The 14,342-nt window shown below is 41.4% G+C and carries 12 protein-coding genes; 10 read left to right on the forward strand and 2 right to left on the reverse strand.

Features of this window, described 5'->3' with window-relative positions:
• Positions 1-24 precede the first annotated feature (24 nt).
• From PZB74_RS10165 to ppk1, 4 genes are all read left to right on the forward strand, one after another.
• Positions 25-1,887, forward strand: coding sequence for a toxin-antitoxin system YwqK family antitoxin (locus PZB74_RS10165; protein WP_302242492.1), 1,863 nt, complete (start codon positions 25-27; stop codon positions 1,885-1,887).
• Positions 1,888-1,953: 66 nt separating this feature from the next.
• Positions 1,954-2,328: a CoA-binding protein gene (locus tag PZB74_RS10170; RefSeq protein WP_302242493.1), complete on the forward strand. Its 375-nt coding sequence runs from the start codon at positions 1,954-1,956 to the stop codon at positions 2,326-2,328.
• Positions 2,329-2,473: 145 nt separating this feature from the next.
• Positions 2,474-4,459, forward strand: coding sequence for a DNA topoisomerase (ATP-hydrolyzing) subunit B (gene gyrB / locus PZB74_RS10175; RefSeq protein WP_302242494.1), 1,986 nt, complete (start codon positions 2,474-2,476; stop codon positions 4,457-4,459).
• 282 nt (positions 4,460-4,741) lie between these two features.
• Entirely contained in the window at positions 4,742-6,856 is a 2,115-nt protein-coding gene (gene ppk1, locus PZB74_RS10180; protein WP_302242495.1) for a polyphosphate kinase 1, read from the forward strand.
• A gap of 1 nt (position 6,857) precedes the next feature.
• Here ppk1 and PZB74_RS10185 read toward each other — a convergent pair whose 3' ends face one another.
• Complete coding sequence (locus PZB74_RS10185) at positions 6,858-7,964, reverse strand: sensor histidine kinase (protein WP_302242496.1); 1,107 nt, start codon at positions 7,962-7,964, stop codon at positions 6,858-6,860.
• Between the two features lie 179 nt (positions 7,965-8,143).
• Here PZB74_RS10185 and PZB74_RS10190 point away from each other — a divergent pair, with 179 nt between their 5' ends.
• The 6 genes from PZB74_RS10190 to PZB74_RS10215 all read left to right on the forward strand — a co-directional run bounded on the left by PZB74_RS10190 (position 8,144) and on the right by PZB74_RS10215 (position 13,286).
• Positions 8,144-8,779, forward strand: a complete 636-nt coding sequence (locus tag PZB74_RS10190; RefSeq protein ID WP_302242497.1) for a peptidoglycan-binding domain-containing protein — start codon at positions 8,144-8,146, stop codon at positions 8,777-8,779.
• Between the two features lie 39 nt (positions 8,780-8,818).
• Positions 8,819-9,160 (forward strand): hypothetical protein, encoded by a 342-nt coding sequence (locus tag PZB74_RS10195; RefSeq protein ID WP_302242498.1) that lies wholly within the window; start codon positions 8,819-8,821, stop codon positions 9,158-9,160.
• Between the two features lie 137 nt (positions 9,161-9,297).
• The gene (locus PZB74_RS10200) at positions 9,298-10,128 is read left to right on the forward strand and encodes a hypothetical protein (protein ID WP_302242500.1); all 831 of its coding nucleotides are present in this window, start codon (positions 9,298-9,300) and stop codon (positions 10,126-10,128) included.
• Entirely contained in the window at positions 10,125-10,610 is a 486-nt protein-coding gene (locus PZB74_RS10205; RefSeq protein WP_302242501.1) for a Rab family GTPase, read from the forward strand. Before PZB74_RS10200 ends, PZB74_RS10205 begins: the two co-directional genes overlap by 4 nt.
• A complete protein-coding gene (locus PZB74_RS10210) occupies positions 10,607-12,520 on the forward strand; it encodes an ATP-binding response regulator (protein ID WP_302242502.1) in 1,914 nt (637 codons plus the stop codon). The genes PZB74_RS10205 and PZB74_RS10210 overlap by 4 nt, the downstream gene beginning before the upstream one ends.
• 55 nt (positions 12,521-12,575) lie before the next feature.
• Entirely contained in the window at positions 12,576-13,286 is a 711-nt protein-coding gene (locus PZB74_RS10215) for a LytR/AlgR family response regulator transcription factor (RefSeq protein WP_302242503.1), read from the forward strand.
• On the opposite strand, the gene PZB74_RS10220 is transcribed toward PZB74_RS10215, so the two are convergent.
• Positions 13,273-14,184, reverse strand: coding sequence for a Ppx/GppA phosphatase family protein (locus tag PZB74_RS10220; RefSeq protein ID WP_367281475.1), 912 nt, complete (start codon positions 14,182-14,184; stop codon positions 13,273-13,275). The genes PZB74_RS10215 and PZB74_RS10220 overlap by 14 nt on opposite strands.
• Positions 14,185-14,342 lie beyond the last annotated feature (158 nt).

The following is a 14,342-nucleotide window of genomic DNA, read 5'->3' on the forward strand; positions in this document are numbered from 1 at the left end:
GGTCGTTTTATTTGAATATAGCAGGTGAGCAAAACAGTCTACTTAAGTTTACTGGCAGTAGTGCTTTTACTACAGCAAGCCATAGCACAGCGCGAAATTTCGCTGTACTATGACAGTGAAAAGACTGTGCTCAAAGAACGCTTTACTGTAGATAGCGAGCAGCCCAGTGTTTTGGACGGACCCTATACCGCTTACTTTACACATGGTGCCATCCGTATAAAAGGTAATTATGAGCAGAATGTAGCGAGTGGTTTTTGGGAGTATTTCTACGAAAATGGTCATCCTAAAATGCGCGGTACGCTCAAAAACAATGTAAACCATGGTATTTGGGAATACTTTTACGAAAATGGCCACCCTCATATGAAGGGAGCCATCTACGACAGTACACGTCAGGGGCTCTGGCAGTTTTTTTATGAAAATGGTCACTTAAAAAGTGAAGGTACTTTTGTAGATGGGCAAAAATCTGGTAAGTGGAAAAATTATTATGAAGAAGGGGCACTACGCTCAGAAGAAATCTACCAGCCGGGTAAAGACAGTGTACAATATATCGAGTACTATGCCAGTGGTGCTTTAAAGCTGGAAGGCACTAAGGTAAGAGAAGTTAACACCGGCACCTGGGTATCTTATTACGAAAACGGAAATATTCGCTCCGAAGGCAGATATAAAAATGGTATGCGTAATGGTCCCTGGAAGTTTTATCATGAAAACGCTAAACTATCCTCAGTAGGAGATTTTTTAGATGGCTCCACGGTTGGTAAATGGACTTATTACTACGAAAGTGGAAAAATAAGCGCAGAAGGCGCCGAAAAAGGTGGTGTAAAAGAAGGCTACTGGAAGCTTTACCATAGCGATGGAGACTTTAAAGGCGAAGCCATATTTAATGAGGGAGAGGGTACCTACCGCGAGTTCTACGAAAGTGGCGAGCCTAAAGTAAAAGGTTTCATTAAAAATGGTCTGAACCAGGGAAAGTGGCAGTATTTTTATGAAGATGGTACTTTGGAAGGCGAGTGTGTTTTTGTAAACAGTAAAGGAACCTACATTGGCTACTACCGTAATGGCAGCCTAAAAATGAAGGGCACCATAGAAGGCGGTGAGCGTACCGGGGTATGGGAGCTGTACAAACCCGGAGGCGAGTTAGCCGGTTACTACGAAAGTATTTACGAAGACAACAAACCCGTATTCCGGGCATTACGAAGAGCCGAAAAAGAAGAAGAAAAAAGTGCCAGAGGCACTGCGCTTAATCCCGACTACCTGTATCGTAAGAAAGGCTTACGCTATTTTAGTTCGCGCATAAATGAGCTAAGAGTAATGATTGTAGGCATTAATCCACTTAGCCTGGTACAGCACAAACTTCCTGTTAGTGTAGAGTACTATATGCAAGAGCGTATGGGTTATGAGCTAGAAATTGGTGTGGAGCGAAACCCTTTTTTCTATTCTGACAAAAAACTGGAAGCCGGAACACTCTACCAAAGAGGAGGCTTTGTGGGGCTTAAGCAGAAATTTTATCATCCCGACACACATTCGGGTTTATGGTATTTTGGCCATCGGGTAGGTTTTGATTATCTGTCTCACCTGTCCAATGTAGAAAACGGAAGCACTACTGATCTTAGCGAAGAGCTTATTGCCAAAGAACAAAAGTTGTCTTATACCCTGCTACTAGGTACCCGCCTGATGAAAGACGCAGAAGCGATTAATACGCGCCTTACTAAAGAAAAACGCTCTCATAGCCTGACCTTTGATCTTTCTATGGGGCTGGGTATCGGCTATCGTTTTTTTCAGAAAGATTACCATAATAACGCTAAGTTTGACGAGTTAATGGAAGATATCAGCCAGACCAAAGTTATATTTCCCATCTATCTGGGAGCAACCATAGGTTATGTATTCTAACTTTTTACCTTCCAATGCACTTAAGGTGTAGTAAACTTGTTGTTATACACAGTAAGAATATTTTTTATGGCAAACAGTAAAAAAACAGTAGTAATAGGCGCAAGTCCTAATCCCTCACGCTATGCCTACCAGGCAGCACATATGCTTAGCCGCCACGGGCACGACTTTATTCCACTCAGTATAAAAAAAGGAAATGTGGCGGGTGAAGAAATCATGGATTTAAGAGAAAAACCAGTAATTACGGATATAGATACGCTAACTTTATACATCGGCCCTCAGCATCAGGCAGAGTGGATAGATTATTTGTTGAGCCTGTCTCCCAGACGTATCATCTTTAACCCTGGTACAGAGAATAAATATTTTATACAAAAGGCTGAAGGCCAAGGTGTTGAAGTGGTGTCGGGCTGCACGCTGGTAATGTTGCAGACAGGCACATATTAAGCCCAGAGAGAAGGCCAGGCCTACCAATAGTACTTTTCTTAAATACTCAGGTAAAATTTATCTTAATAGCCTTTCCTAAAGCACAAAAAAGCATGCAAAAGCCACTAAAAAATTGTAATTTTGCATATTAAGGACTTACAAACATATGGACGAACTGAAGGATTCTAATCTTAATACAGACTCATTAGCAAAGACTAAAGGCGAGTATTCAGCAAACAACATTCAGGTGCTGGAAGGCCTTGAGGCAGTTAGAAAAAGACCTGCCATGTATATTGGGGATGTTAACGTTAAAGGATTACACCATATGGTGTACGAGGTGGTTGACAACTCTATTGATGAAGCCCTTGCCGGTTACTGCGACAAAATAGAGGTATTTATCCATACCGATAATTCCATCTCAGTAAAGGATAACGGAAGGGGTATCCCCACCGACATACATACCAAAGAAAATCGTTCGGCTCTGGAGGTTGTAATGACTGTTCTACACGCCGGCGGTAAATTTGATAAAAACACATACAAAGTTTCCGGAGGGTTGCACGGAGTGGGTGTATCTTGTGTAAATGCCCTTTCTGAAAACCTGAAAGCTACGGTACACCGTAATGGAAAAGTGTATGAGCAGGAGTATTCCAGAGGGGTACCTCTAAATCCGGTAAAAGAAATTGGTACAACCGACGTAACCGGTACCATTGTACACTTTAAGCCTGATCATGAAATCTTTCAGGTAAGAGAATACAAATACGATACTATTGCTTCTCGTCTGCGTGAACTTGCTTTTTTGAATGCAGGTATCCGCATTACGCTAAGCGATCTTCGTGAACTGGACGAGAATGACCAGCCTATTACCGAAGAGTTTCATTTTGAAGGTGGGCTAATAGAATTTGTAAGCTACCTGGATAATAATCGTGAAAAGCTTATTCCTGAGCCGATCTACATAGATAGCGAAAAAGGAGAAGTGCCAGTACAGGTAGCCCTGGCCTACAATACTTCATATACAGAAAATGTGGTATCCTATGTTAACAACATCAACACGATTGAAGGAGGTACACACGTTTCTGGTTTCCGTAGAGCATTAACCCGTACACTTAAAGGTTATGCAGATCGTTCTGGCTTACTGGACAAGGTAAAAGTTGATATTAGCGGAGATGACTTTCGTGAAGGACTTACTGCCGTTATTTCAGTAAAAGTTGCTGAGCCTCAGTTTGAAGGACAGACTAAAACAAAATTGGGTAACTCTGACGTAATGGGTGCTGTAGAGTCCTGCTTAGGCGATGCTCTCTATACTTATCTGGAAGAGCATCCTAAAGAGGCTCGTGCTATTATCAATAAAGTTGTGTTAGCCGCTCAGGCGCGCCATGCCGCACGTAAAGCACGTGAGATGGTACAGCGTAAAAACGTACTAAGTGGTACCGGACTACCTGGCAAGCTTGCCGACTGCTCCGATACTGACCCTAGCTACTGCGAGCTTTACCTGGTGGAGGGTGACTCCGCAGGAGGTAGTGCCAAGCAAGGGCGCGATCGTAAATTTCAGGCGATACTACCCCTTAGAGGTAAAATTCTGAACGTAGAAAAAGCACAGGAGCATAAGATATACGATAACGAAGAGATCAAAAATATACTAACTGCTTTAGGCGTTAGCTTTGGTACAGAAGATGATGACAAAGCCTTAAATACCGAAAAGCTGCGTTACCACAAAATCGTGATCATGACTGATGCCGATGTGGATGGTAGCCACATTCGTACGCTAATTCTGACATTCTTCTTCCGTTATATGCGCGAGCTAATAGAGAGCGGCTATGTATATATTGCCCTTCCTCCTCTGTACCAGATTAAGAAAGGAAAAGCTGAGCACTATTGCTGGACAGAAGAAGAGCGTGAAAGATTAGTGAAAGAGCTTGCTGGAGATGGCAAAATAGAAAATATAGGCGTGCAGCGTTACAAAGGTTTGGGAGAAATGAACCCTGAGCAGCTTTGGGAAACAACCATGAACCCAGAGTCGCGTAGCTTAAAACTGGTGACTATAGAGTCTGCTGCTGAGGCCGATCACCTTTTCTCTATGCTTATGGGAGATGATGTAGCTCCTCGCCGTGAGTTTATCGAGAAAAATGCCAAGTACGCCAACGTAGATATTTAATTCTACAGCGCTTTTTAAGCGTATACATTTAGAGAAACCGTCCTGAAATAAACTAGCTGATGCAGCCGTAAGAGGTAATACCATTACCTGCTTGCTTAGGGCTTAAACATCAATTCAATTTATTTTGAGACGGTTTTTTTATGCGCTTTGATCTGTATATTGGATTCCTCATCTTAGTAATGACTTGTAGTAATAATGCCCGAACATTTTCCATAATTTGTCATTACAATTAGAGGTAAGTTGAAATTTCTTATACAAAGTATTATAACCTTTATAAACTGGATGTTAGTCAAAGATAGAGTACAATCTTCCATCGCTTCAAGTAACTATATTAGCCGGGATCTCAGTTGGATGAAGTTCAACTATAGAGTGCTTGATCAGGCAAAAAAAACTAGCCGCTCCCTCTTCGAAAAGCTCAAATTTATGGCCATTACCTCATCTAATCTGGATGAGTTTTTTATGATCAGGCTGGGTAGTTTATACAATTACTTAGATTATGGTAAAGAAAGAGTAGATTACTCTGGACTACGTGAGAAGCCCTTCCGAAAAAAACTACTGAAGGAGGTACATGACTTTTTTAAAGACCAAAACGACTATTACGTCAATACTTTAGTACCTGAATTTAGTAAGCAGCATTTTCGTATTGTTAAAAATATTAAAGAATTAGAGGCTAATGAGCAGAAAAAGATTTCCGACTACTTCAATCGGACAATCTACCCTATGCTTACGCCTATGGTGTACGATAGCTATCATGCTTTTCCTACACTAATGAATAAGATTCTGATTTTTGGCGTAGTTACTCGTAACCCACAGGAGAAGAAGGATCAGAAAAAGTTATCGTTTGTCCAGATTCCACAAAATCTGCCTCGTTTCTACGAAATAGACAGAGGTGATGAGCTGCTGTTTATTCCTATAGAAGAAGCCATTCGCGAGCATATTGACTTACTGTTCAGAAACATAGATATGGTTTCGGTAAGTCTGTTTCGTATTACCAGAAATGGTGACTTTACGCTGGATGAGAGTGATGATATTGAAGCTAACTTTATTGAAGAGGTAAGGCGAAAGCTCAAAACCAGAAAGACAGGAAGAGTGGTAAGGGTAGAGGTAGAAGAAGGCTACAGCCATTGGATGATGCGTCTGCTGGTCAATCGCTGGAATATTGATAAAGACAATATTTTTGAGGTTTCTAAAAAAGGCCTGATTGACTATACAGCGCTTTTTGAAGTGGTAGGCAATAGTGAGTTCAAAAACAAGCAGCCTAAACAACATTTGCCGGTTCCTCCTCTTACTTATCCGGAAACTGGCTCGGAAGATATTTTTGAAGTGCTCAAAGACCGCGATATACTACTGCATCATCCTTATAATGATATTGAGCCTTTGATGGAGTTGATTGAGCAGTCTGCTGAAGATCCTAATGTGTTAGCCATAAAGCTTACAATTTATCGTCTGGCAAAAGACTCGCGCATTACGGCAGCTCTTTTAAAAGCTGCGGAAAATGGTAAGCATGTATCTGTGCTATTTGAAGTAAAAGCCCGTTTTGATGAGGAGAACAACATGCGCGAAGCACAAAAGCTGCATAAAGCTGGCTGTTTTGTTATCTACGGTATCAGTAATTTTAAGACACATACCAAACTGCTGCTGATTGTAAGAAGAGATGGTAGTAGCGTAACACGCTATGTGCACATGTCTAGCGGAAATTATAATGAGAAGACGGCCAAACTATATACTGACCTGGGGCTGCTCAGTACAAATGAGGTGTATGCACACGATGTCTCAGAGTTTTTCAATGTAATTACCGGACACTCACTGCCTTCCAGCTATCAGTATCTGCTTACTGCACCTAAAGATATGCGGCAGCAGCTGATACAACTAATTAGGGGTGAAGCAGAAAATGCTAAAAATGGGCTCCCCAGTGGGATTGTTATCAAAATAAACTCGTTGGAAGACCGCGAAACTATAGACGAGTTGTACAAAGCATCACAGGCAGGTGTACCCATTAAACTTGTAGTAAGAGGCATCTGCTGTCTGCGTCCGGGCCGTCCGGGTTTAAGCGAAAACATAAGTGTACGCTCTATAGTAGGTGATTACCTGGAGCACTCTCGTATCTACTACTTCCATAATAATAATGACCCTAAGGTATATGGCGGTAGTGCTGATGTAATGGTACGCAGCTTTGACCGGCGTCTGGAGTCGCTCTTCCTCTTTGTAGACCCTACGGTAAAAAAGCAGGCTATCAATATTTTGGCCTATAATATGCGTGACAATGTAAATACTTACCTAATGCAGGAAAGTGGAGAGTACAAGCTAATAGAACGTGGCAAAGAGCCAGTCTTTAATATCCATCGTGAGTTCTTTAAAGTAAGCCGCGAAGAGCTTGACAGGGTAAAACTATTTTAAATCAGAGGATATTTTGCAGATGGCTTTCTTTTTTCAGAATAGCCTGTAGATCATTGTACCTTTTTGTCCTGAAGCGGGGCAGGTGAAGGTTAAATGTAGTAAAGCCAGAGGTAGAGGTGATAGAAATGTCGCCTCCCATTCGGCGCAGTGCGTAGCGAGCGGTGTAAAACTCCAGGCCATGATCTTCAGGCTTGGAGGAACTACGATAAAACATAGTGAACAAATTGTTGAGAGATTCAGGAGGGACAGAAAGGTGTCTCTCCTGTATACTTATGATATTATAGTTTATATCCTGGCTGTGGTTAACATGAATCTCACGCTCAGGGAAGCGGTTCTGCGACCAAAACCTGGTATTTCCTTTAATAATTTTATCTATCGCATTCTTAAGTAGAAAGTGGTCTGCATGAACATTGCTTTCAGGCTTAAAAAGCTGAACAAGCTGCAAAGAAGAGAGTAAAGCATCTTTCTCATTGTCTTTTTTTAACTGAGCGAACAGTTCGTGGAGTTGTATGGATATCAGCTCTGGTTTACAGTGGTGTATATAAGATATCTCTAACAGTTTTTCCAGCATTGTCTGCATATTGTCTGCCACATTACCAACCTTCTGAAAGTAATCTATATGTTGCTCTCCTTCCAGCATAGCTATATTACATACCCCTCTGATGGTAGCGATAGGCCCAAGAAAGTTATGATAGGCTTTATACAGAAAGATTTCAATATCCTGATTAGCCAGAGATAACTCCTGGTAGAGATCCGCCAAATGTTTGGTATGTTCTTCTATTTTCTTTTCAAGTTTATTATTGTACACCCTTAGTTCTTCGTACTGTTTGTTTTCTGCATGTGATTTCGGGTCTACAGATCTGTATGGAAAAAAAGTGTGCGTAAGCTGGCGAGCAAAGGTTTTATGAAATTTGTAGAACCGGGGCAGTATGCAAATGGCCAGCAGGAACATAAAAGCGAAAATTGTCCAACCCAATAACCAGGGCCAGGTAACTATTTGTATAAAATAAATAGCGACAAATAATAGGACCCCATACTCATAAACCACTGTTAGGCTGCTGTGTGTATTGAGTATTGTTTCAGATATATTGAGGAGTATGCTTTTCATGGCATATCAAAAATTGTATAATGAAATGAAAAATCTTACTTTCGTTTAGCGTAGCTTATCGTAATATAAAATTCGTGAAAAAACATGTATTGGTTGTGATTACTCGTTGAGTGTGAGTAAATGCGGGATGCTTTCAGATAAAAGCTCGGTGAATACATATACTTTTAGTACATAACAAAATGAAGCGCTTAGCCCTCTTGGTCATCATTATAGTGTTACCCATCATTGCATACTTCCAGTATAGTAGGTACTCACGTTTTCAAACTCCCGGGGATTATGATTATGCTGTCAATGATAGTATAGATGTGCATTATCACGATCAGCAACTTTTGCAGCAGTACTATAAAAATGTGTATGAGATCGGCACATTTGCCCGTAGCAACTGGCATACCTACAAAATAGATGTCCGCTTTCCGGATATGGATGACATACGAGCGCAACAGGCAGCAGATTATTATCAGCAGTTGTTAAAAACTACGGCTCTGCAAGAAGATAAACTAATCTACTCCAAAGTGCTTAAAGCGCAGGGCTTTGATAATCAGGAGATCGCCGAAATAGAGCGGCAGGGCTTATCGCCAGAGAGCTATCGCCTTAGTAAGGCAGGGCAAATGCTGGGGCTGCAACGAGGCGACAAAGGCGAAAATGTATGGGAGTTACAAAAAGTGCTGCAAAAAAAAGGCTATGAACTACCAGCGGATGGTGTTTTTGATATTATTACAGAAAATGCTCTCAAGACCTATCAGGAGGCTGAAGGGCTGTACCCCTCAGGGCAGGTGACAGAGTCATCGCTGCGGGAGCTTCTTTACGACCTATAGGCGACTTACCTAACTACACAACTTACTAACCTAGATACCATGAATAAAGCGGAAGAGAAAATAAACAGCGTAGAAAAAGACCAGAAAATAGAAGCCATTAAGGAAATTATTTTTGGCGAGAATATTAAAGAAATTGAAAAGGAGTTTGGCGATACCAAGGTGCTTATCCAGCAGCAGAGAGACCAGCTTAGTCAGTTTATAGAGCAGACCAAAAAAGAGCTGGAGAAGAGCATACAGCTGATGAAAGATGATATGAATCGGCAGATGGAAAGCATGAGAGAAGAGATGAGCCAACGCTTTAGTCAGTTACATGACTCCTCTGCCGACCGCCGTCAGCTAGGTAAGATGCTGGAAGATATTGGTAAAAATTTGCAGGCTTAATTTTACTAACACATTTTGGCCTCAGCAAAGAGTCTAATATAAAATTTGTCAATTTCTACCTTAATATTTTTTCGCAAGCGCTGTTGAGATAGCGATAACTTTTATATTTTCTAGCTAGGCTTACAAGTATGGCGTATATGGAGAAGCAGGATGCTTTTAATCAACTGAAAAATCTACTTCTGGAGGAAGACCACCTGGAGCATGAGCTACTGGTAAAACAGGTTAAGGAACTGGAAGAGAGCATCAATACGCGTAAGCGCCTACAGCAAAAGGTAGACCCCATCATTGAAGAAAAACTTAATATCTTAAAAGATAGCTTTCCTGAAGTGTATGGGCAAGTTATTACCAAAACTATTAAAACCCAGATTAGGGAGTCGCGAGATGAAGTGATAGATGCTCTCTACCCTATTATGGGCAAGCTCATACAAAAATATGTGGTAGCCGAGCTTGCCGCCCTCTCCGAAAAAATAGACCAGCAGATGGACCAGATGTTCTCCTGGGAGGCCTGGTGGATACGCATAAAATCATGGCTAGGTGGACAGTCGCAGGGTAGTCAGGTGCTGGCCCAGTCTATGCTACCACAGGTAGAAGAGGTTTTTGTTATAAGACAGCAATCAGGTACGCTCATTGGCAACTATTCCAGAAGTGGAAAGCTACAAGACAGCGATATGGTAGCTAGTATGCTAACCGCTATTAAATGCTTTGTAAAAGAAAGCTTTGTACAGGAACATCAGGAGTTGGAAGTAATAGAGTATGCTACTTACAAAATTTTTATAAAGAACTTTCAGACATTTTATGTAGCAGTAACATTATCAGGAATAGTGGGTATGGAAGCTAAAAAGCGGGTAGATAACCTGATACTGGATTTTGCACAGATGTATATGCAGGAAATTACCGTAAAAGATATAGAAGAAGAAGGACATCTGTCAGTGCCACTGACACAATTTTTTACTAATACTAAGCTGTGAGAGTTAGCAAAAAAGTAATTCTACTAGGACGATACGGGGTAGGCAAAAGCTCGCTGGTCAGGCAGTTTGTTTACCATAAATTTTCTGAGCAGTATATGACCACCATAGGAGTGAGCATAGAGAAAAAAGTAGTGCAGCTAGGTGAAAACGAGCTGTCTATGATCATCTGGGATATTGCCGGTGAATCTTCTCATGCCAAAGTTCCAGACGCCTACAAATTGGGGGCAGAGGGAGTAATCTACGTTTTTGATATGAGCAGGCCAGCCACCTACCAGCATCTGCAAGAAGAGCTGGACAGCCTGCAAAAACTATTGGTGAACGTGCCAATCCTGCTAGTCGGCAACAAAAAAGACCTGCTCAGCGAGAAAGAGCAAAATGAGATTCTGAAAAGTTTACCTTTATCACCATACGCTCTCAGTAGCGCAAAAACAGGAGAAAACGTAGAAGATATTTTTTTGGCACTTGCTCAGAAACTGTTATGAAAGAAAATATTGAAAACGCAAAGCTTGAGTACTTTCATAAAAGGTCACAATACATCGTACTAGACGCGGATGGTAAGGTAACATCATCCTGCAATACTATATTTTCTCCTCCCACCGACATATCTTTATATACGCTTATTCCTTTTCTGGAGGGTATGCAAAGCAGCTTTGTCGCATTAGAACCCGGCAAAAACCTGCGCTTTTTATGTATACAAACTAAGCTGCTGGATGCCGAAGGCTACTTTAACTTTATCTTTAAAAAGCAGGAGGGTGGAAGCATCATCTGGTTTATTTACGACTTTACAGAATTTTATACCTACCTGTTACCCTGGCAACAGGAGCGTAATGAGCGAGCTATAGAAAGTGAGCAACTAAAGCTACAACGTAAAGCAGACGCACTGGAAAAACAGTTGTTGCAGTACCAAAACAGAGAGTTACAGCGAATACAGGAGATGAAGACGGTTTTTTTTTCTCAAGTAAGTCACGAGATACGAACGCCCCTTCATAGTTTAGTAGGGCTCATTAACCTTATAGAACCCTACAACACCCCTAAAAGCCGTACATACATAGAAGCTATGCGCTCTGTATCACATCATCTTTCCTCTATTATCAACGATGTACTGGATCTTTCCAAACTGGATGCCGGAGAGATACAGCTAAATACTTATGCTTTTTCGTTGCGGGAGACAGCAGAAAAGCTCGTGCATGCCTTCCTCTTTCAAAGCCAGGAAAAGCAGCTAAAACTCTATTATGAGCTGGACCCTGCGCTTCCGACTTATCTACAGGGTGATGAAGTACGTCTTTCTCAGATTTTGTATAATCTGCTGGGTAATGCCATCAAATTTACCAGCGAGGGAGAGGTGCAACTTAAGATTAGTATGCAGAAAAAAGAAGACGAGCGGGTAAGAGTAAGTTTTGAGGTAATAGATAGTGGCATTGGTATCTCTGAAGAGGGGATGCAAAAAATATTTACGCCTTTTGTACAGGCCAATAACGATATACACCGCTACTACGGAGGTACAGGACTGGGGCTAAGCATAGTGCAGAAGTTAATTCAGCTAATGGAGGGTGAGTTACAAGTAGAAAGTAAAGAGGGAGTAGGTACTCATATGAAGGTAAGCCTCCCTTTTCGCATAGCCGAGGTTGTGGAAGATCAGGATATTCTTCAGCAGAAGGATGTGGAGCTAAGGCACATTAAACATGCCCTTATTGGAGAAGATGACCTGATGAACCAAAAGGTGCTTCGCCTTTTTCTACAGCAAAAAGGAATAGAAAGCACAGTGGAAGAAAATGGAGCTGAAGTTCTGAAAAGTGCATATGATAAGACGTATGAACTACTTATACTGGACTACCAGATGCCCGGACTCAATGGCCTGGAGGTAATAGAGCGGTTGAACCAAGAGGGTAATCAGAAACCCGTTATTTTGCTTTCTGGTAATTTGCAAATGAGTCAGCAACTGCCTGAACGTAGCGGAAGCCTGACCTTCGTGCTAAACAAGCCATTGCAGCCCGAAGTGCTGCTTCATAAACTTCAGCTGATTGATTATTTTTTGGAGCCAGCCATAGATCTACAATATTTGCACAAAATTACGGATGGTAACCACGAGCTTTTTGCAGATCTGCTCTCAACCTTTTTACAACAAGCACCACAAGAGTTAAGAAAGATTAAGAAGGCTTATGCCGCGGAGGATATTGCCGCACTATACAAAGCAGTGCATAAAGCTAAACCTGGCTTTCAGTGTATTTGTAGCCCCCGAATGAAAAGCTTTTTAAATCTGTTTGAAACAAAAATTGAAAAGAGCTTACGCACCGAGCAGTATGCCGACGATATTCAGTTGATTAATTGCTGGCTGGAACGAGCCATTAGCGAAGCTAAATTACAGCAGACGCAATACTCCCCAAAGCTTTAGGCAAAAAAACAAAAAGGTGATATATTGAATAGGTAAGCTACTCAACATTACCTATATGAAACCTCTGGATTGTGCTGTGGTGGATGACGACCAAATGATGCTTAAAATTATAGCGTCTCTCATCGCCAAAACCAATGACCTTAACTTACTTGGCCTGTATGAAAGCTCTGTGGAAGCTGCAAATGCGCTCGCTAAGCAAAAGCTAGATTTGCTTTTTCTGGATGTAGAAATGCCTGATATGACAGGGCTGGAGCTTATCCGCACGCTACCGTACCACCCTCAGATTATTTTAGTAAGCAATAAAAAAAGATATGCTCTGGATGCTTTTGAGTACGATGTAGCCGACTACCTATTAAAGCCGGTAAGTAGCTATGCCCGCTTTTTGCAGGCGGTAGAGCGAGCAAAAGCCAAGCAGCTTCTTGTAAGAGAAAAACCAGCTGATTCTTCTAAACCGCCCCGACATATATATTTAAAGGTAGACTCACTCTTGATGCAGTTTGACCTACAGGACATACTTTGGGTAGAGGCTTTTGGCGATTATGTACGTGTAAAGACACATGATAAGCTACATACTGTGTATGCTACACTAAAGTCTATGGAAGAGGCCTTACCCGTAGAGGATTTTGTGCGTATTCACCGTTCTTATATTGTACGGATAGACAAAATAGAAAATATAGACATTAGCAATTTGCAGGTAGAAAACAAAATTCTACCCATCAGCCAGTCTCATAAAAAGAAGCTGATGAGTATGATCAATGCACTTTAATCTGATGCTTTTCGTACAGCAGCTGCATAATGCCATCTTTCAGTCCTACATTGGGTACCAGAATTTTTCCGGCACGTGCCCACTTCATGGCAAACACATAGATGTCAGAGGCATGAACAATTACATCCGCACGGTCGGGGTTTAGCTGAAGTTTAGAGATTCTTTCTTCCAGGCTATGTGAGGCAACATAGTCCCGTGTGCTGATCACTTTGTTAAATGAGATAGTTTTGTTGTTCTTCTTTCCGGAGAGGTCGTAAATTTTATTGATGTTACCTCCGGTACCAATCGCCGTCACTTTGCCGTACTCCTTCTTTACATGTGTTTTAATCCACTGTTTCATCTCTTCCCATACCTGGTCTAGTGACTTACGCGTGTTCAGCCTGCGTACAGAGCCAATAGGAAAAGAGCGAGCTACAATTTTTTCTTTATTAACATACAGATTAAGCTCAGTGCTGCCTCCACCTACATCTATATGAAGGTAAGTTTTATCCTCTTCCAAAAAGCTCATAAGCGCATTATTGAGAATTTCTGCTTCGCGGTCACCATCAATAATATCCAGCTCAAGGCCGTATTTATCTTTTACAGTTTTTACCAGCTCACTTCCGTTTTCTGCTTCGCGCATGGCTGAGGTGGCACAGCCCAGGTACTCATCTACCTCATATAGGTCTATCAGCAGTTTAAAGGCTTTCATTAACTTTAAAAACTTGGCAGATCTTTCTGGACCAATTCGTTGCGAGGGATTGTCACCAGTAACCTCAAAAACATCTTGCCCCAGCCGTAGTGGAAAGCGTACATATTCGAGCTTTTTAAAAGTTGTTATTTCTTCATACTGAATGACACTGGTTACCTGTAAGCGTATGGCGTTAGATCCTATATCAATGGCGGCTAATCTTATCATATGTCAAGTATCGTCAACATTTCTGCATTAGTACAAAAGTATAAAAAGAATTTTGTTTTAATATTTTGAGAGTTTTAAGCTAATGCAATCATTAAAATGCGGAAATATAAGTGAAATTCGCAAAATGAATTCCCTTAAGCTGTTGACTCAGGAGAGTT

The sequence above is a fragment of the Porifericola rhodea genome, assembly GCF_030506305.1.
In the GTDB taxonomy this organism is placed as follows: domain Bacteria; phylum Bacteroidota; class Bacteroidia; order Cytophagales; family Cyclobacteriaceae; genus Catalinimonas; species Catalinimonas rhodea.